At 75.6% G+C, this 19,020-nt stretch carries 16 protein-coding genes; 11 read left to right on the forward strand and 5 right to left on the reverse strand.

Going from position 1 to position 19,020, the window contains the following annotated elements:
- The first annotated feature begins 74 nt into the window (after positions 1–74).
- Complete coding sequence (infB, locus tag P9841_RS18240) at positions 75–2,936, forward strand: translation initiation factor IF-2 (protein WP_283319981.1); 2,862 nt, start codon at positions 75–77, stop codon at positions 2,934–2,936.
- 93 nt (positions 2,937–3,029) lie between these two features.
- Positions 3,030–3,476: a 30S ribosome-binding factor RbfA gene (gene rbfA / locus P9841_RS18245; RefSeq protein WP_283319982.1), complete on the forward strand. Its 447-nt coding sequence runs from the start codon at positions 3,030–3,032 to the stop codon at positions 3,474–3,476.
- Positions 3,477–3,640: 164 nt separating this feature from the next.
- Here the strand turns inward: rbfA and P9841_RS18250 are convergent, their stop codons facing one another.
- A complete protein-coding gene (locus P9841_RS18250) occupies positions 3,641–5,113 on the reverse strand; it encodes an MFS transporter (RefSeq protein ID WP_283319983.1) in 1,473 nt (490 codons plus the stop codon).
- Positions 5,114–5,187: 74 nt separating this feature from the next.
- On the opposite strand from P9841_RS18250, the gene P9841_RS18255 reads away from it, so the two are divergent.
- Both P9841_RS18255 and truB read left to right on the forward strand, forming a co-directional pair.
- Entirely contained in the window at positions 5,188–5,817 is a 630-nt protein-coding gene (locus P9841_RS18255) for a TetR/AcrR family transcriptional regulator (RefSeq protein WP_283319984.1), read from the forward strand.
- Entirely contained in the window at positions 5,814–6,770 is a 957-nt protein-coding gene (truB, locus tag P9841_RS18260; RefSeq protein WP_283319985.1) for a tRNA pseudouridine(55) synthase TruB, read from the forward strand. Before P9841_RS18255 ends, truB begins: the two co-directional genes overlap by 4 nt.
- Positions 6,771–6,805: 35 nt before the next feature.
- Here truB and P9841_RS18265 read toward each other — a convergent pair whose 3' ends face one another.
- Entirely contained in the window at positions 6,806–7,246 is a 441-nt protein-coding gene (locus P9841_RS18265; RefSeq protein ID WP_283319986.1) for a YdeI/OmpD-associated family protein, read from the reverse strand.
- Positions 7,247–7,460: 214 nt separating this feature from the next.
- On the opposite strand from P9841_RS18265, the gene P9841_RS18270 reads away from it, so the two are divergent.
- From P9841_RS18270 to P9841_RS18300, 7 genes are all read left to right on the forward strand, one after another.
- Positions 7,461–8,465 (forward strand): bifunctional riboflavin kinase/FAD synthetase, encoded by a 1,005-nt coding sequence (locus P9841_RS18270; RefSeq protein ID WP_283319987.1) that lies wholly within the window; start codon positions 7,461–7,463, stop codon positions 8,463–8,465.
- A 93-nt stretch (positions 8,466–8,558) separates the two neighbouring features.
- Positions 8,559–8,828 (forward strand): 30S ribosomal protein S15, encoded by a 270-nt coding sequence (gene rpsO / locus P9841_RS18275; RefSeq protein WP_154730160.1) that lies wholly within the window; start codon positions 8,559–8,561, stop codon positions 8,826–8,828.
- Positions 8,829–9,044: 216 nt separating this feature from the next.
- Positions 9,045–11,279: a polyribonucleotide nucleotidyltransferase gene (locus P9841_RS18280; protein ID WP_283319988.1), complete on the forward strand. Its 2,235-nt coding sequence runs from the start codon at positions 9,045–9,047 to the stop codon at positions 11,277–11,279.
- 1 nt (position 11,280) lies between these two features.
- Positions 11,281–12,609, forward strand: coding sequence for a M16 family metallopeptidase (locus P9841_RS18285; RefSeq protein ID WP_283319989.1), 1,329 nt, complete (start codon positions 11,281–11,283; stop codon positions 12,607–12,609).
- A 114-nt stretch (positions 12,610–12,723) separates the two neighbouring features.
- On the forward strand, positions 12,724–13,560 hold the full coding sequence (locus P9841_RS18290; protein WP_283319990.1) for a helix-turn-helix domain-containing protein: 837 nt from the start codon (positions 12,724–12,726) through the stop codon (positions 13,558–13,560).
- A gap of 11 nt (positions 13,561–13,571) precedes the next feature.
- On the forward strand, positions 13,572–14,339 hold the full coding sequence (dapB, locus tag P9841_RS18295) for a 4-hydroxy-tetrahydrodipicolinate reductase (protein WP_283319991.1): 768 nt from the start codon (positions 13,572–13,574) through the stop codon (positions 14,337–14,339).
- Positions 14,340–14,434: 95 nt separating this feature from the next.
- On the forward strand, positions 14,435–14,893 hold the full coding sequence (locus tag P9841_RS18300; RefSeq protein WP_283322012.1) for a hypothetical protein: 459 nt from the start codon (positions 14,435–14,437) through the stop codon (positions 14,891–14,893).
- A gap of 75 nt (positions 14,894–14,968) precedes the next feature.
- Here P9841_RS18300 and P9841_RS18305 read toward each other — a convergent pair whose 3' ends face one another.
- The 3 genes from P9841_RS18305 to P9841_RS18315 form a co-directional block, all read right to left on the reverse strand.
- Positions 14,969–16,747 carry an EAL domain-containing protein gene (locus P9841_RS18305; protein WP_283319992.1) on the reverse strand — a complete coding sequence of 593 codons (1,779 nt, stop codon included), beginning with the start codon at positions 16,745–16,747 and terminating at the stop codon, positions 14,969–14,971.
- Positions 16,748–16,967: 220 nt separating this feature from the next.
- Positions 16,968–17,528 (reverse strand): GNAT family N-acetyltransferase, encoded by a 561-nt coding sequence (locus P9841_RS18310; RefSeq protein WP_283319993.1) that lies wholly within the window; start codon positions 17,526–17,528, stop codon positions 16,968–16,970.
- Positions 17,529–17,534: 6 nt separating this feature from the next.
- Positions 17,535–19,007, reverse strand: coding sequence for an NAD-dependent succinate-semialdehyde dehydrogenase (locus P9841_RS18315; protein ID WP_283319994.1), 1,473 nt, complete (start codon positions 19,005–19,007; stop codon positions 17,535–17,537).
- Positions 19,008–19,020 lie beyond the last annotated feature (13 nt).

Genomic DNA, 19,020 nt, shown 5'->3' on the forward strand with positions numbered 1-19,020 from the left:
TGAGTACCCAGCGATGAGTACCCAGCACTAACGACGGTCCACCCTGTCCTGGGCGGGCCGAGACAGGGAGAGATGTGGCCAAGGTCCGCGTCTACGAGCTCGCCAAGGAGCTCGGAGTCGACAGCAAGACCCTCATGACCAAGCTGAACGAGCTCGGTGAGTTCGTGCGCTCGGCGTCCTCGACGATCGAGCCGCCGGTGGTCCGCAAGCTGCGGGACACCTACCCGGCCGGTGGCGGCGCCAAGCCCGCCGCGGCCCGCCCGGCCCCGGCGTCCGCCCCCGCGGCGTCCGCCCCGGCCCCCTCGCCGGCACCGGCGGCCCGCCCCGCGGCGTCCGCCCCGGCGGCGACCCCCGGCCCGGCACGGCGCCCGGCCCCCGAGGCCCCGGCCGCGTCCGCGTCCGCCCCGGCGGAGCCCGCGGCCCCGGCCGCTCCCGCCGAGCAGGCGGCTCCGGCCGCCCGTCCGTCCGCACCGCGTCCTGCCGCCCCGTCGCCGCGTCCCGCGGCGCCGTCGCGCCCGGCCGAGGGCGGTGACGGCCGGTCCGGTCGTCCCGGCGGCGCTCCGCGTCCCGGTGGTCCGCGTCCGGGCAACAACCCGTTCGCGCCCTCGCAGGGCATGCCGCGCTCCGGCGGCCCGCGTCCCGGTGGTCCGCGTCCGGGCAACAACCCGTTCGCGCCCTCGCAGGGCATGCCGCGTCCCGGTGAGCGCCGCTCCGAGGCGCCGGCGGCGTCCGCGGGTGCCGGCGACCGCCCGGGTGGGCCGCGTCCCGCGGCTCCGCGCCCCGGCGGCCCGCGTCCGAACCCCGGCATGATGCCGGGCCGCAGCACCAGCGGCGTCGGCCGACCCGGTGACCGTCCCGCCCGCGCGGGCGGTGGCGGCGGTGGTCGTCCCGGTGGTGGCGGCGGCTACGGCGGCGGCGGTGGCCGTCCCGGTGGCGGCGGTGGCTTCGGCGGTCGTCCCGGTGGTGGCGGTGGCCGCCCCGGTGCCGGCGGCCGCGGCTCGACGCAGGGTGCCTTCGGGCGCGCCGGCGGCCGTCCCGTCCGCGGGCGGAAGTCGAAGCGGGCGAAGCGCCAGGAGTTCGAGCAGATGCAGGCGCCGTCGCTCGGCGGCGTGCAGGTGCCCCGCGGGAACGGCTCGACCGTCATCCGCCTGCGCCACGGCTCGTCGCTGAACGACTTCGCCGACAAGATCGACGCCAACCCGGCCTCGCTGGTCACGGTGCTGTTCCACCTCGGTGAGATGGCGACCGCGACCCAGTCCCTGGACGAGGACACCTTCGGCACGCTGGCCACCGAGCTCGGCTACGTCGTGGAGATGGTCTCGGCCGAGGAGGAGGACCGCGAGCTGCTCGGGGCCTTCGACATCGACCTGGACGCCGAGCTCGAGGGGGAGTCCGACGAGGACCTCATGCCCCGGCCGCCCGTCGTCACGGTCATGGGTCACGTCGACCACGGGAAGACCAAGCTCCTCGACGCCATCCGGTCCACGGACGTCGTCGCGGGCGAGGCCGGCGGCATCACGCAGCACATCGGTGCCTACCAGGTCCGCACGGAGCACGAGGGCCAGGACCGGGCCATCACGTTCATCGACACCCCGGGTCACGAGGCGTTCACCGCCATGCGTGCCCGCGGTGCCCAGGTGACGGACATCGCGATCCTCGTGGTCGCGGCGGACGACGGCGTGATGCCCCAGACCATCGAGGCGCTCAACCACGCCCAGGCGGCGAACGTGCCGATCGTGGTCGCGGTCAACAAGGTGGACAAGGAGGGGGCCAACCCCGCCAAGATCCGCCAGCAGCTCACCGAGTACAACCTGGTGGCCGAGGAGTACGGCGGCGACACCATGTTCGTCGACGTCTCCGCCAAGCAGCGGATGGGCATCGACGACCTGCTCGAGGCCGTGCTGCTGACCGCGGACGCCGCGCTCGACCTGCGGGCCAACCCCGACAAGGACGCCCGTGGTGTCGCCATCGAGGCGAACCTCGACAAGGGCCGCGGCGCCGTCGCGACCGTCCTGGTCCAGTCCGGCACGCTGCACGTCGGCGACGCGATCGTCGCGGGTACGGCCCACGGCCGCGTCCGGGCGATGTTCGACGAGCACGGGGACAACGTCACCGAGGCGGGCCCGGCCCGTCCGGTGCTGGTCCTCGGCCTGGCGTCGGTGCCGAGCGCCGGCGACACCTTCCTGGTGGCGCCGGACGAGCGGACCGCGCGGCAGATCGCCGAGAAGCGCGAGGCCGCCGAGCGTGCCGCCCTCCTGGCCAAGCGCCGCAAGCGCATCAGCCTCGAGGACTTCACGCAGGCGCTCCAGCAGGGCAAGGTCGAGACCCTCAACCTGGTCCTCAAGGGCGACGTGTCCGGTGCCGTCGAGGCGCTGGAGGACGCGCTGCTCAAGATCGACGTGGGCGACGAGGTCGACCTGCGGGTCATCCACCGCGGTGTCGGTGCGATCACGCAGAACGACGTCAACCTCGCGACGGTCGACAACGCAATCATCATCGGCTTCAACGTCAAGTACGCGGAGCGGGTGGAGGAGCTCGCCGAGCGCGAGGGCGTGGACGTCCGGTTCTACTCGGTCATCTACCAGGCGATCGACGACGTCGAGGCTGCCCTCAAGGGCATGCTCAAGCCGGAGTACGAGGAGGTGCAGCTCGGTACCGCCGAGGTGCGCGAGGTGTTCCGCTCCTCCAAGTTCGGCAACATCGCCGGGTCGATCGTCCGGTCCGGGGAGATCCGCCGCAACTCCAAGGCGCGGGTGCTCCGGAACGGCAACGTCATCGGTGACAACCTCACCATCGAGTCGCTCAAGCGGTTCAAGGACGACGCCACCGAGGTCCGCGAGGGCTACGAGTGCGGTATCGGCCTCGGGTCGTACAACGACATCGCCGAGGGTGACGTCATCGAGACCTGGGAGCTGCGCGAGAAGCCGCGTTCCTGACCGGTCCCGCTTGCGGGTCTGCCCCCACGCGCCGAGCGTGGGGGCAGACCCGCGGTCGTCCGCCCGCGACGCGGGCGCTGAGAGGAGTTCGACATGGTGGACCACCCCCGTGCCCGCAAGCTGGCGGACCGCATCCAGCAGATCGTCGCGCAGATGCTCGACACCCGCGTGAAGGACCCGCGCCTGGGCTTCGTCACCGTGACCGACGTGCGCGTGACCGGCGACCTGCAGCACGCGAGCGTGTTCTACACGGTGCTGGGCGACGAGGAGGCCCGCGAGGGCACGGCCAAGGCGCTGGAGAGCGCCAAGGGCCTGATCCGCTCGGAGGTCGGCAAGCAGACCGGTGTGCGGCTCACGCCGACGCTGGAGTTCCACCTGGACGCCGTCCCGGAGACGGCGGCCCACCTGGACGCCGCGCTGCTCGAGGCCGCCCGGCGTGACGCCGAGGTGTCGCAGCTCGCGCAGGGCGCGCGCTACGCCGGCGACGAGGACCCGTACCGCCGCCCGGCGGACGAGGACGAGGACGACGCGGCGCGCTGACCCCTGGTCCAGGCCCGCAGGGCACGAGGTCGTCAGTACGGGACGAGGTCGTCACTCCCAGGTGACGACCTCGTGCCGTACTGACGACCTCGCCGCATCTGCGGCCCCGCGTCAGCCCCGGACGCGCTCCCGGCTCCGCCGCGGCTGCTCCGGGGACGGGCGGTTCAGGGCGCGGTGCGGCCCGTGCCGCGCGGCATCGCCAGCGAGGCCACGGCGGCCACCGCGATCACCGCGGCCCCCGTCAGCACCGCCGGCCGCAGCCCGGCGTCGAACCCGTCGGGCGTGATCGTGCCGCCGGCGGCCGTGAACACAGCGGTCAGCACGGCGACGCCGAGCGCCACGCCCACCTCGCGCAGCGTCGAGTTGGCGGAGGAGGCCGTGCCGTGGTCGTCGGGGGCCATGTCGGCGAGCACCGCCGTGGCGCTGGGCGCGAACGTCAGCCCCATCCCGGTCCCGGCGAGCACGAGCCCCGGGACGAGCGCCGCGTACCCGCTGCCCTCCGCGGCCAGCGCCAGCCACGCGAGCCCGGCGGCCTGCGCGGTGAGGCCCGCGGTCAGCAGCACCCGGACGCCCACGCGCGGCGCGAGGATCCCGGCGAGCGGGGCGACCACCATCGGGGCCGCCGTCCAGGGCAGGGTGCGCAGACCGGCCTCCAGCGGCGAGTAGCCCTGGACGACCTGGAGGTACTGGGCGAGCAGGAACACCGCGCCGAACGCGCCGAGCGAGAACGCGAACCCGGAGGCGTTGGCCACCGAGAAGCTGCGCGACCGGAACAGGCGCAGCGGGACGAGGGCGTGCGGCGTGCGCGACTCGTGACGCAGGAACACGCCGAGCGCGAGCACGCCGCCGACGATCGGCCCGAGCACGCCGGGCGCCGTCCAGCCGTCGTCGTTGCCGTGCACGACGCCCCACACCACGCCCAGCACGCCGGCGGCCGCGAGGAGCAGGCCCAGGACGTCGAGCCGCTGGGCGCGGCCGCGCTGCTCGGGCAGGGCCCGGAGCACCAGCGGGACCGCGACGAGCGCCACGGGGACGTTGATCCAGAACATCGCCTGCCAGGAGATGCCCTCGACCACCGCGCCGCCGACCACGGGGCCGAGGGCGACGCCGAGGCCGGAGACGCCGCCCCAGACGCCGATCGCCATGGCGCGGCGCGACGCGGGCACGGCGGCGGCGAGCAGCGCGAGCGACAGCGGCATGACCGCGGCGGCCCCGACGCCCTGGAGCGCGCGGGCCGCGACGAGCGCCCCGGGGGACCCGGCCAGGGCGGCGGCGACCGACCCGAGCGTGAACACGGCGATGCCGCCGAGGAACGTCCGGCGCCGTCCCCAGCGGTCACCGAGCGTCGCGGCGGCGATCATCAGCGTCGCGAACGCGAGCGTGTACGCGTTGACGACCCACTGCAGGTCGGTGAGGGACGCGCCGAGCTCGGCCTGGAGCACGGGCAGCGCGCTGGTGACCACGAGGTTGTCGAGGGTCGCCATGAACATCGGCAGGGACGCCGCGAGCAGCGCCAGGGCCACGGGCACGGCCCGGGGGGTCCGCGGGCGAGCCGGCTCGGGCCGGGGGGCGCCGGGACGGCCGGCGGTCCCGCCGACGGCGCCTCCCGGGGCGGGGGTGCGGATCTGCGTCGACATCGGAGCTCCTGTAAGCATCGGCTGATTACTTCAGACGACCGCGACGCTAGTTATCGACTGATAACCTGTCAAGCATGGACAGCGCGATGCGTGCGAGCCGCCCGCCACGGATGTCGGGGGAGCAGCGACGCGAGCAGATCCTCGCCGCCGCGATGACCGTGTTCGCCGAGGGCGGCTACGCCGGGACCACCACCGACCAGGTCGCGCGGGCCGCGGGCGTGTCGCAGCCGTACGTCGTGCGGCTGTTCGGCTCCAAGCAGCGCCTGTTCCTCGAGCTCTACCGGTACACCACCGGCCGCGTCGTGGAGGCGATGGCCGCGGTCGCCCCGGGCCCGGACGCCGTCGAGCGCACCGGGCGCGCGTACATGGAGCTCATGGCCGACCGCGACCTGCTCCGCGTGCTCATGCACGGCTTCACGTCGGGCGACGCCGAGGTCGGCCACCTCGCGCGGCACACCCTCGGCGAGGTCTTCCGGCTGTTCCGGGCGCGCGTCGAGGCCGACGTCCCCGACCCCGACGAGACCGCCCGCCGGTTCGTGGCCGACGGCATGCTCATCAACGTGCTGCTCAGCTCGGACGGCTTCGCGCACGCCGGCGAGGACCCCGGCCTCGACGCCCTGCTGCGCTGCTTCGCCCCCGAGGTGGTGGCCGCGGCCGCCGGGGAGGTGCCGGCCGCCGGTGCCGCGGCGGGGGAGCGCGCATGAGCCCCGCGCGCGAGCAGCGCCGCCCCGACCGTCCCCGCCGCCCCACCGCCCCGGACGGCCTGCTCGTCGTCGACAAGCCGCAGGGCTGGACCAGCCACGACGTCGTCGCGAAGGTCCGCGGCCTCGCCGGCACCCGCAAGGTCGGGCACGCGGGGACGCTCGACCCCATGGCCACCGGCGTCCTCGTGCTGGGCGTCGGCCGGGCCACGCGGCTGCTGACCTACGTGGTGGGCGCCGACAAGGAGTACACCGCCACCGTGCGCCTCGGCGTCGCGACCACGACGGACGACGCGGAGGGTGAGTCACTCACCCGCGCGGACGCCTCGGGCGTGACGCGAGCCGCCGTGGAGGCGGGCGTCGCCGCGCTCACCGGCCCGATCCAGCAGGTCCCGAGCGCCGTCAGCGCGATCAAGGTGGACGGGCAGCGCGCGTACGCCCGGGTCCGCGCCGGGGAGGACGTCGAGCTCGCCGCCCGGCCCGTGACGATCCACCGGTTCGACGTGCACGCGGTGCGGCCCGCCGTCGACGCGGACGTGCCGGCGGTCGACGTGGACGTCACCGTGGTGTGCTCCTCCGGGACCTACATCCGGGCCCTGGCCCGCGACCTCGGCCGCGCGCTCGGCGTCGGCGGTCACCTGACCGCGCTGCGGCGGACGCGCGTCGGCGGCTACCCCGTGGCCGGCGCCCGGACGCTGGAGCAGCTCGACGCGTGGCCGGCCGACGTCCCGCTCGGCACGCTGCCCCTGGCCGACGCCGCCCGCGCGACGTTCCCCGTCCGCGAGCTCACGCCGGACGAGGCGCGCGCGCTGTCGTACGGGCAGCGGGTCCCGGCCTCCGGGACCGGCGCGGGGGTGACGGTCGCGGCCGTGACGCCCGACGGGGAGCTCGCGGCGCTGCTCGAGGACCGCGGGCCGCACGCCCGCCCGGTGCTGGTGTTCGCGGCCGCGTCCTGACGTCTCCGCGCGGGGACGGCCCCGCCCCCCGGGGGTCAGCCCAGGGAGTCGACCACCGCGGCGACCCGGCGCCGGCGCGTGGCGTCGGTCTTCGCGCCCTCGACCGCCAGCACGTGCGCGCGCTGCTTCGAGTACGACAGCGCCGCCCACGCCCCGCCGGCTGCGGGCCCCGCGGCGGCGAGCGCCTCGGCCAGGTCCGGGGGCACCTCGACCGTCCGCGGCGCGTCGTCCACCTCGAGCACCACCTCCACGTCGTCGCCGGCGGCGATCCCCGCGGCGGCGCGGTTCGCGGCCGAGACCCCCACCCAGTACGCGCCGGAGTACGGGGCGACGGAGCCGCGGAACGTGTGGGCGCCGATCGTCACGGAGACGGGGACGCGCTTGCCGCGCCCCAGGCCCAGCACGACGTCCTCGGGGACCTCGATGCCCGTGGTGGTGCCGCCCGTCGCGACGAGCGTGGTGTGCAGGGTGACCATCCTGACCTCCGGGGGTCGTGGGGCGCGTCGTGCACCGGCCGGCCGAGCGTAGCGCCGCGAGCACGGGGCACCCGTCGGGCGCAGGGCGTCTCATCGGGCGCTGGGCAACCCGACGCGCGCGGGGCACCCGTCGCGCCGTGGCAGGCTTGTCCCCGCGCCGCGACCGCCGGCGCCCTCGACATGCGCCGTGAGGCGCTGACGGACGGGAGTGCGTGTGCAGCGCTGGACGGACCTGGCGCAGGTCCCCGCGGGCTTCGGGCCGTCGGTGGTGACGATCGGCAACTTCGACGGCGTCCACCGCGGGCACGTCGGCGTCCTCACCCGCATGGTCGCGGACGCGCGCGCCGCGGGTGCCCGGTCCGTCGCCGTGACGTTCACGCCGCACCCGCAGCAGGTCCACCGCCCCGAGACCGCCCCGCCGCTGCTCACGGGCGACGAGGACCGCCTGGAGCTGCTCGGCCAGACCGGCCTGGACGCGGTGCTGCTGCTGACGTACACGCTGGAGTTCGCCCAGCAGACCGCCGAGGAGTTCGTGCGCCGGTACCTCGTGGACGGGCTGCACGCCCGCACGGTGGTCGTCGGGCGCGACGTGCGGTTCGGGCGCGGCAACGCCGGCGACCTGGCGACGATGGTGGAGCTGGGGGAGCGGTACGGGTTCGGCGTCGAGGTGATCGAGGACGTCGTCCCGGACGGCACCGAGGCCGAGGAGCTCGCGGACGCCCTGGCCGACCCGCTGCACCGCCGCTGGTCCTCCACCTGGGTGCGCGAGCTGCTCGAGGCCGGCGACGTCCGGCAGGCGGCGCGCGTGCTCGGGCGTCCGCACCGGATGCGCGGCACGGTGGTGCACGGCGCGAAGCGGGGCCGCGAGCTCGGGTTCCCCACCGCCAACCTGGACCCGGACTCCGACGGGATGGTCCCCGCGGACGGCGTGTACGCCGGCTGGCTGCGCCGGCCCGCGGTGGCGCCGGGGTCGCCCGACGCGGTGCTGCCCGCCGCGGTGTCGGTCGGCACCAACCCGACGTTCGACGGCGCGCGGCGCAGCGTCGAGGCCTACGTGCTGGACCGCACGGACCTCGACCTGTACGGCGAGCAGGTGGTGGTCGAGTTCGTCGAGCGGCTGCGGCCGACGCTGCGCTTCGACTCCGTGGACGCGCTGGTCGCGCGCATGCACCAGGACGTCGAGGGCGTCCGGGGCGTGCTCGCCGGCGCCGCCGGCTGATAGACTCGCACAGCCGTCAGAACGGCCGCGGACCGAGAGCGCCCGGGTGGACCTGCCCCGGAGCACCGCGCAACGAGACAATCCAGGAGAGTCGTGCCCCTCGACAGCGCCACCAAGAAGTCCATCATGGCCGAGTACGCCACCCACGAGGGTGACACCGGCTCGCCGGAGGTCCAGATCGCCCTGCTGACGCAGCGCATCAACGACCTGAACGAGCACCTCAAGACGCACAAGCACGACCACCACAGCCGTCGTGGGCTGCTGCTGCTGGTCGGCCAGCGTCGTCGCCTCCAGGGCTACCTGCAGAAGGTCGACATCGACCGCTACCGCAGCCTGATCCAGCGGCTCGGCCTGCGCCGTTGACCGCCTGACCAGCCCGGACCCCGTCCAGGGTCCGGGCTGGTCCTGCGTCGGGCCCCCGGGCCCGGCGCGCACGTCCCACCCAGCAAGACACCAGCAACGACGGGTGCCGGTCGACGCGTCCGGTCCTCGGTAGTGGTTCCCGGAACGCGTGTCCGGGTCCCTCGATCGAAGACCGCCGTGACCGGTCCGGCGCCTTCGAGACGAAGGAGGGCACCCGTGGAGGGTCCCGAGATCCAGTTCGCCAAGGCCGTGATCGACAACGGCCGCTTCGGCACCCGCACCGTCCGCTTCGAGACCGGCCGCCTGGCCAAGCAGGCCGCCGGCTCCGCGATGGCCTACCTCGACGGCGAGACGGCCCTGCTGTCCGCCACGACGGCCGGCAAGCACCCCAAGGACCAGTTCGACTTCTTCCCCCTGACGGTGGACGTCGAGGAGCGGCAGTACGCCGCCGGCAAGATCCCCGGCTCGTTCTTCCGTCGCGAGGGTCGCCCCTCGACGGACGCGATCCTGGCCTGCCGCCTGATCGACCGCCCGCTGCGCCCCCTGTTCGTCAAGGGCCTGCGCAACGAGGTCCAGGTCGTCGTCACCGTCCTGGCGATCCACCCGGACGACGCGTACGACGTGCTCGCGATCAACGCCGCGTCCATCTCCACCCAGATCTCCGGCCTGCCGTTCTCCGGCCCGGTCGGCGCCGTGCGCATCGCGCTGATCGACGGCCAGTGGGTCGCGTTCCCGCGGTACAGCGAGCGGGAGCGCGCGACGTTCGAGATCGTCGTCGCGGGCCGCGTGGTCGGCGACGACGTCGCGATCGCGATGATCGAGGCCGAGGCGCCTGAGAAGTCCTGGAACCTCATCAAGGACGCCGGCGGCGTCGCCCCGACCGAGGCCGTCGTGGCCGAGGGCCTCGAGGCCGCGAAGCCGTTCATCCGCTCGCTCGTCGTGGCGCAGCAGGAGCTCGCCGCGCAGGCCTCCAAGGAGACCCGCGAGTTCCCGACGTTCCCGGACTACCAGCCGGACGCGTACGAGGCCGTCGAGGGCGCCGCGGAGGGCAAGATCCGCGAGGCCATGCAGATCGCCGACAAGCAGACCCGCGAGGGCCGCCTGGACGAGATCAAGGCCGAGACGCTCGACGCCCTGGCCGCCTCGTTCGAGGGTCGCGAGAAGGAGCTGTCCGCCGCGGTCCGCTCCGTGACCAAGAAGGTCATCCGCCAGCGCATCCTCACCGACGGCTTCCGCATCGACGGCCGCGGCCTGCGGGACATCCGCACGCTGTCCGCCGAGGTCGAGGTCCTGCCCCGCGTGCACGGCTCGGCGCTGTTCGAGCGCGGCGAGACCCAGATCATGGGTGTCACCACGCTGAACATGCTCCGGATGGAGCAGCAGATCGACTCGCTGTCGCCCGAGACGCGCAAGCGCTACATGCACAACTACAACTTCCCGCCGTACTCGACCGGTGAGACGGGCCGCGTGGGCTCGCCGAAGCGGCGCGAGATCGGCCACGGCGCGCTCGCCGAGCGGGCGATCCTGCCGGTGCTGCCGTCGCGCGAGGAGTTCCCCTACGCGATCCGCCAGGTCTCCGAGGCGCTGGGCTCCAACGGCTCGACGTCGATGGGCTCGGTCTGCGCCTCGACCCTGTCGCTGCTGAACGCGGGTGTGCCGCTGCGTGCGCCCGTCGCCGGCATCGCCATGGGCCTGGTGTCCGACACGGTCGACGGCCAGACCCGCTACGCGGCGCTGACCGACATCCTGGGCGCCGAGGACGCGTTCGGCGACATGGACTTCAAGGTCGCCGGCACCCGCGAGTTCGTCACGGCCATCCAGCTCGACACCAAGCTCGACGGCATCCCCGCCTCCGTGCTGGCCGACGCGCTGACCCAGGCCAAGGAGGCGCGCCTCGCGATCCTCGACGTGCTGAACGAGGCCATCGACGTCCCCGACGAGATGTCCCCGAACGCCCCGCGCGTCATCACGGTGAAGGTGCCGGTCGACAAGATCGGCGAGGTCATCGGCCCGAAGGGCAAGATGATCAACCAGATCCAGGAGGAGACCGGCGCGGACATCTCCATCGAGGACGACGGCACCGTCTACATCGGCGCGACCGACGGCCCCTCGGCCGAGGCGGCGCGGGCCGCGATCAACGCGATCGCGAACCCGCACATGCCGGAGATCGGCGAGCGCTTCGTGGGCACGGTCGTCAAGACGACCACCTTCGGCGCGTTCATCTCGCTCTCCCCGGGCAAGGACGGCCTGCTGCACATCTCGCAGATCCGTCGCCTGGTGGGCGGCAAGCGCGTCGAGAAGGTCGAGGACGTCCTCGGCGTGGGCCAGAAGGTCCAGGTCGAGATCGGCGAGATCGACCCGCGCGGCAAGCTGTCGCTCCACGCCGTGGTCGAGGACGAGGCGCCCGCCGAGGGTGCCGACTCCGCTGCGGCCGAGCCGGCCGACGCCTGACGTGCCCCTGCACCTCCCCCTGGTCGCACCCGGGCAGCCGGGCAGCGACCTGACCGCCGGGCAGGCGGGCGACGGCGAGCTCCGTCGCTCCGTCCTGCCCGGCGGGGTGCGTCTGCTCACCGAGCACGTCCCCGGGATGCGTTCCGCGTCCGTGGGGGCGTGGGTGGGCGTCGGCTCGCGCGACGAGTCCGACGGCCACCACGGGTCGACGCACTTCCTCGAGCACCTGCTGTTCAAGGGCACGGCGCGGCGCACGGCGATGGACATCGCCGAGGCGTTCGACGAGGTCGGCGGCGAGGCGAACGCCGCCACGGGCAAGGAGCACACGTGCTACTACGCCCGGGTGCTCGACGAGGACCTCCCGATGGCGGTCGACGTCATCGCCGACATGGTGACGTCCGCCCGCCTGGACCGCGACGAGCTCGAGACCGAGCGCGGCGTGATCCTCGAGGAGCTCGCCATGAACGACGACGACCCGAGCGACGTCGTCCACGAGCGCTTCGCCACCGTCGTGCTCGGCGACCACCCCCTCGGGCGCCCGATCGGCGGCACGCCGGACACCATCCGCGCCGTCCCGCGCGACGCCGTGTGGGCGCACTACCGGCAGCACTACCGCCCGGCGACCCTGGTCGTCACCGCGGCCGGCAACGTCGACCACGACGCGCTCGCCGCCCAGGTCGTGCGCGCCCTGCACGACGGCGGCTGGCCGCTCGCCGACGGCGAGGCTCCCGCCGCCCGCCGGGGCTCCGCCGAGGCGCAGCCCGTCACCGCCGGCCCGTCCCGGGTCACGGTGCGCCGCGCCACCGAGCAGGCGAACGTCATCGTCGGCGGCACCGGCCTCACGGCGACCGACCCGCGACGCTTCACGCTGTCCGTGCTGAACGCGGTGCTCGGCGGCGGCATGTCGTCGCGGCTGTTCCAGGAGATCCGCGAGAAGCGGGGCCTGGCGTACTCCACCTACTCGTTCGCCTCCGGGCACGCCGACACCGGCGTCTTCGGGCTCTACGCCGGATGCACCCCCGGGCGCGTCGACGAGGTGACCGACCTGCTGGTGGCCGAGCTGGAGCGGCTCGCGGACGGGGGCATCACCGACGCCGAGCTGCGGCGCTCGGTGGGCCAGCTGTCCGGCAGCCTGGTGCTCGGTCTCGAGGACTCGGGGTCGCGCATGAGCCGGCTCGGGAAGTCCGAGCTGGTGCACGGGGAGCTGCTGTCGACGCAGGAGTCGCTCGACCGCGTGCGCGCCGTCACGGCCGCGGACGTGCAGGAGCTGGCCGCGGACCTCGCGTCGCGCCCGCGCTCCGTGGTGCGGGTCGGCCCGTTCGGCGACTGACGGCCCTCGCGACGGGCCCGGCACCACGCGGTGCCGGGCCCGTCGCGCGTCCCGGGGACGCACCGGGTCCGAGGTCCCGTTCCCCTGGCGCCGTCCCGGGGCGATCATGGGCGCATGGTCGCCGTCACGTCCGCCCGCCGCTCCGTGTCCGTCGCCCCGGGACCCTCGGGGCTCGTCGAGGCGCTCTGGGTGGCGCGCGGCCCCCACGGCGCGCCGCCGCGCGTCGCCCTGCCGGACGGGCGACCGGCCGCGGTGGTGCGGCTCGGCGGCCCCGTGCGCTGGATCGACCCGCTGACCCGGGACGCCGAGGTCATCGGGTCGGTGCTGCGCGGACCCCGCACCGCGCCCCAGGTCGTGCTCGCCGCCGACCCGGCGGCGCCGTCGTACGAGGTCGGGGCCCGGCTCGCCCCGTGGGCGCTGTCCGCGCTCGCCCCCGACGGCGGGCTGCTGGTGGACGACCACCGCGGCCTGGCCGCCGTCCTGGGCCTCGAGCCCGCCGAGCTGGCCGGGCGCCTGGGTGACGGGGCCGACGAGCAGGCCGCCGCGCGTGCGCTGGAGGACCTGCTCGTGGCTGCCGTGCGTCGCCCCGTGCCGGCGGGCGAGCGCGCCGACCTGGACCGCGTCGTCCGCCTCGCCGACGAGGAGCGCGGACTCGTCCGCTCCATCGACCTCGCCCGCGCCGTCGACCGGTCGCTGGCGTCGCTGCACGCCCTCTTCGCCGAGCGCGTCGGCCTCACGCCGGCCGCGTTCCTCGCAGGCGTGCGGATGTCCTGCGCGGTGCGCGAGCTCGGCGTCGACGACCGCGGGGACGCCCGGCGCGTCGTGGAGGTGCTGCGCAGCTACGCCGACGCGGGCTACCCGCAGCGCGAGGTCGAGCGGTTCACCGGGCTCAGCCCGCTGGACCTGCGGCGCTCCGTGCGCGGCATGGAGGAGGTCCTGGCGACCGTCTAGGGTGGCGTCCCGTGACCGGAACCCGTGACACCGAGCCGATCCCCGTCGCCGTGCTGGGTGCCTCCGGGCGCATGGGCCGCACGGTCGTCGCGGCCGTGGAGGCCGCCCCGGGCCTGGAGCTCGTGGCCGCGCTCGGCCACGGTGACGACGTCGGCCGCGTCGCGGACGCTGGTGCCCGCGTCGCGGTGGACTTCACGGTGCCCGCCGCGACCGAGGGCAACGTGCGCGCGCTGGTCCGCCAGGGCGTGCACGCCGTGGTCGGCACGACGGGCTGGTCGCCCGAGTCGCTCGCCCGGGTCGAGTCCGACCTCGCCGAGCAGCCCGGCGTCGGGGTGCTGGTCGCCCCGAACTTCGCGCTCGGCGCGGTGCTCGCCATGACGTTCGCGGCGCAGGCGGCCCGGTGGTTCGAGTCCGTGGAGGTCGTCGAGCTGCACCACCCCGACAAGGTCGACGCGCCGTCCGGGACGGCCCGGCACACCGCCGAGGCCGTCGCCCGCGCCCGGCGCCAGGCGGGCCTCGGGCCGGTCCCGGACGCGACGACGGCGGCGCTCGACGGGGCGCGCGGGGCGGACGTCGACGGCGTGCGGGTGCACGCGGTCCGGCTGCGCGGCCTCGTCGCGCACGAGGAGATCCTGCTCGGCAACGCCGGGGAGCAGCTCACGATCCGCCACGACTCGTTCGACCGGGTGTCGTTCATGCCGGGCGTGCTGCACGCCGTCCGGACCGTCGGGTCCCGGCCGGGGCTCACGGTCGGGCTCGAGCACTACCTGGACCTGTGACCGTGGAGGACGACCGGGTGGAGGACGCGGACGCGCGGGACGGCGCGGCTGCGGGCGGCGGCGCGGACGGTCCGCCCCGGCGGAACCGGACCGCGCTGGTCGCGGCGCTCGCGCTGACCGCCCTGCTGGCCCTGTACGTGTGGCTCGTCGCCGGACGCGCCGTCGCGCTCGTGCGTACCGGCGAGCCGGTGGGCGTCGGGCTGGGGGTCGCGTTCGCGGTGCTCCCGCTGCTCGTGCTCGTCCTCGTGGCGCGGGAGTGGCTGCTCGCCGTCGACGTCCAGCGCATGGCCGACACGCTCGCGGCGCGCGGCGAGCTGCCGGTCGACGAGCTGCCGCGCAGCCCCGGCGGCCGCATCGACCGGGTGGCCGCCACGGAGGCGTTCGAGCTGGCGCGCGCCGAGGCGGAGTCAGCAGCCGCCGGCGACTGGGGGCCGTGGTACCGGCTCGCGTTCGCGTACGACGCGGCGGGGGACCGCCGGCGTGCCCGCGCCGCGCTCCGGCACGCCTCGCGGCTGCACCGCGGGCGGACCGGGGAGCCGCGCGGCCTCGGCTGAGGCTGGCGTCCGCCGGTCACGTGCGGAGGGCTCGCCAAGGCTCGACCGGCGGTGCGGGCGCTGCCGGCGGGGCGCTCAGCGCGCGAGGTAGGCCGCGAGCGCGTCCGGCGGCATCGGGCGTGCGACGTGGAAGCCCTGCATCAGGGGCACGCCCGCGGCGCGCAGCGCCTCCACCTGCTCGGCGGTCTCGACGCCCTCGGCGACGACCGCGAGCCCGCGGTCGGTCGCCAGCCGGTGCACGAGCTCCACGATCAGCGCGTCCACGGGGTCGTCCAGCATGTGCGCGACGACCTCGCGGTCGATCTTCACCGCGTCCACCGGCAGGCGGGTGACCTGGCGCAGGGCGCCGAGCGCGCCGCCGAGGTCATCCAGCGCGATCGGCACCCCCGCCGCGCGCAGCTCCCGCAGCGCCGGCTGCGCGCGGACCAGCTGGGCGTCGGTCGCGGCCTCCGAGAGCTCGAGCCGCACCGCACCCGGCGCCGTGCCGGTCTCCGCGAGCACCCGGAGCACGCGGTCGGCGAGCCCGGGCTCGTCCAGGGCCGCGGGGGACAGGTTGACGTTGACCGTCTGCGGCGCCCGGTCGCCGAGCGCCGTCCGCCACCCCGCCAGGTCGCGGCACGCCTCCGCCAGCACCCACAGGTCGAGGTCCAGGGCGCGACCCGCGCCGGCGGCCCGGGCGAGGGGCTCCGCGGGGCCGCCGAGCGCGCCGTCGTCGTCGCGGGAGCGCAGCAGGGCCTCGACCTCGCGGGCGACGCCGTCCGCCGTCCGGGCGATGGGCTGGTAGTGGACCTCGAGCCCGTGCCGCACCGAGGCGCCGACCGCGCGCCCCCGGTCGCCGTCCGGGCATCGTCCCTGGCTCGGGACCCGTGCCGCCACGGTCCCGAGGTCGGCGCCCGCGAGCCGCACGCGGTCCCCGCCGGCCTTCTTCGCCCCGTACATCGCCAGGTCCGCCTCCCGCAGAAGCCGGTCGCTGTCCACGAGCGGCCCGGCGCCGACGGCCAGCCCGACGCTCGCCCGCGAGTGCGCAGCGGCGGGCAGCGCGGGGTCGCTCGCGGCGAGCGTCGCCCGCAGCACCTCGCCCAGCCCGAGCGCCGACGCCCGCCACGGCGCGGCGGCGGTCTGCGGCTCCAGCAACCGGGCGAGCGCGAACTCGTCGCCCCCGAGACGTCCGACGACGTCCCCCGGCAGCGCGGCCGCCGCGAGCCTGCCGGCCACCGAGTGGAGCAGGGCGTCACCGGCCGCGTGGCCCAGGGAGTCGTTGACCTCCTTCAGCCGGTCCAGGTCGACGAAGGCGAGCACCACGGCCCCCTCGCCGCGGCGCGCCCGGCCGCAGAGGTCCCGCAGGCCGTCGACGAACCAGGCGCGCGACGGCACACCGGTCAGGTGGTCGTGGGACGCCTCGTGCGCGAGCTCCGCGGCCAGCGCCTCCATCAGCGTCGTCGGGTCGAGCACGCCCACGGGCTCGCCGTCCGGGCCGTGCACCACCATGTCGGAGTAGCCGTCGCCCTGGGCGAGCCGCTCGGCGGCCTCCGTGAGCGACGCGGACACCGGTACCCGCGGGGCGTCCCAGCGGGCGACCTCCGCGACCGGCCGGCGCCCCCACAGCGACCGGCCGAAGCCGTAGCGGCCCGTCATCGTCGTCAGGAAGTCCTTGCGCGCCACCATGCCGTACGGTCCGCCCGGCTCACGGGGCGCCACCAGCACGGACGACACGGTCCAGCGGGTGCGGAAGCCGACGTCGACGGCCTCGCAGGGATCGGTCGGCGAGACGACCACGGGCTCGGACGCGAGGTCGGCGAGCGCACGACCACGGTCGACCCGCCGCCAGGCGGCGAGCGTCGGGGGAGGGGCCACGCCTGCACGATCGTCGCCGCGCGGACCGGCATGAGGCCCCGACCTGCGACGACGGCACATGTTCGTGCACCGTTCACCGGGACGTCCACCCCGGACACCCGCCGTGCGCCACGGGAGGGTGACGGGCGCGCGGGCGGGTGAGCAGGCTGTGCGGGCGCGGGTGCGTCGCCGCGAGCCGCGCCGTGCGTCGAGCCGCGCGCCGCGGCACGCGCCGGCGCCGTCAGATCGCGGCACCCCACAGGTGCTCGGTGATCTCACGGGGGTCGTCCTGCTCGCCGAGCACCCGGATTCCCCCCACGTCGCCGAGACCCGCGGAGCCCAGGAACTGCTCCCGGGCGGCGTCGCCCTGGATCACCCAGGTCTGGACGGACGTCGCGCGGTCCTCGTCCCGCAGCAGGTCCACGACCGCGGCGAGCAGCCGCGAGCCGTGACCCTGGCGCCGCTCGGACGGCTCCACCTCGAGCGCGAGGATCTCGCCGCCGGGGGTGTCGTCACCGGAGTCCGGCGGCGCGACCACCGGGGCGACGGACGCGAAGCCCACGAGCCGCGGCCCGTGCATCGCCACGAGCACGCGGTACCCGCGCCCCGGAGGGCTCGCGATCGCCGTCTGCCACTGCGCCGCGAGACGCGCCGGGTCGACCGCGTCCAGCACCTCGGCGCCCAGCGTCTCGGCGTGCGTCGCGCGCCAGGCCGCGAGCTGCACCGCGGCGATCGCGGTCTCGTCGCCTGGGATCGCGGGGCGCACGGACACGTCGGACGTCGCGGAGGTGAGGGGGCTCATGGCGCCTCACAATGCCACGTACAGCGGCTCCAGGTACTCCTCGATGCCGGCCTCGCCGCCCTCGCGGCCGATGCCCGAGGACTTCACGCCGCCGAACGGGGCCGACGCGTCGGACACCATCCCGCGGTTGATCCCGAGCATCCCCGTCTCGACGCGCTCGGCCAGGCGCATCACCCGGCCGACGTCACGGGTGCACGCGTAGGCGACCAGGCCGAACTCCGTCGCGTTCGCCAGCCGGACGCCGTCGTCCTCCGAGCCGAACGTCACCACCGGCGCCACGGGGCCGAACACCTCCTCGCGCACCGCCCGGGCGTCCTCCGGCACCCGGTCGAGCACGGTCGGCCGGTAGAAGTACCCGCGCCCGCCGGGGCGCTCGCCGCCGGTGCGGACCCGCGCCCCGGCGTCCGCGGCGTCCGCCACGAGCTCGTCGACCCGGTCCACCGCGGAGCGCTCGATCAGCGGGCCGACGGTCACGTCCGGGTCGGTCCCGCGGCCGACGACCAGGCGCTCGAACGCCGCGGTCAGGCGGTCCGTGAACTCGGCCGCGACCGGCTCCTGCACCAGGAAGCGGTTCGCCGCGACGCAGGTCTGACCGGCGTTGCGCATCTTCGCCTGCACCGCCGCCTCCACGGCCAGGTCCAGGTCGGCGTCCTCGAACACCAGGAAGGGCGCGTTGCCGCCGAGCTCCATCGACGTCCGCAGCACGCCGTCCGCGGCCTGCTTGAGCAGCGTCCGCCCGACCTCCGTGGACCCGGTGAACGACAGCTTGCGCAGCCGCGGGTCGGCGATCACCGGCCCGGTCACCGCCGCCGAGGACGACGTCGGGACCACGTTCACCACGCCGGTCGGCAGGTCCCGGGCGTCCAGCTCCGCGCGCACCAGCTCCGCGAAGTACGCCGTCGTCAGCGGCGTCAGCCCTGCCGGCTTGATGACGACCGGGCAGCCCGCCGCCAGGGCCGGCGCGACCTTGCGGGTGATCATCGCGATCGGGAAGTTCCACGGCGTGATGAGCAGCGCGGGGCCGACGGGGCGGCGCAGCACGAGCTGGTGGTGCGTGCCCGCCGGTGCGCGACGCGCGAGGCCGTCCAGGCGCACCGCCTGCTCCGAGTACCAGCGCACGAACTCCGCGGCGTACTGCACCTCGGCGCGCGCCTCCGCCAGCGGCTTGCCGCCCTCCGCGGTGATCAGCGCCGCCAGGTCCTCCGCCCGCGCCGTCATCGCGTCGAACACCGCCCGCAGCAGGTCCGAGCGGGTGCGCGGGGCGACCTCGCGCCACGCCGGGAACGCGCGGTGCGCCGCGTCGAGCGCCGCCAGGCCGTCCTCGGGCGTCGCGTCGGCGACCTCGAACAGCACGTCCGTGGTGGACGGGTCGACCACCGGGAACGTGCCCCCGCCGCGCGCGTGGCGCCACTCGCCGCCGATCAGCAGGCCGGTCGGCGTGTGCGCCGCGACGTACGGCGGCAGCGGGGAGGTCGTCATGCGTCCAGTGTGG

This window comes from Cellulomonas sp. ES6, from assembly GCF_030053835.1.
Lineage (GTDB): Bacteria > Actinomycetota > Actinomycetes > Actinomycetales > Cellulomonadaceae > Cellulomonas.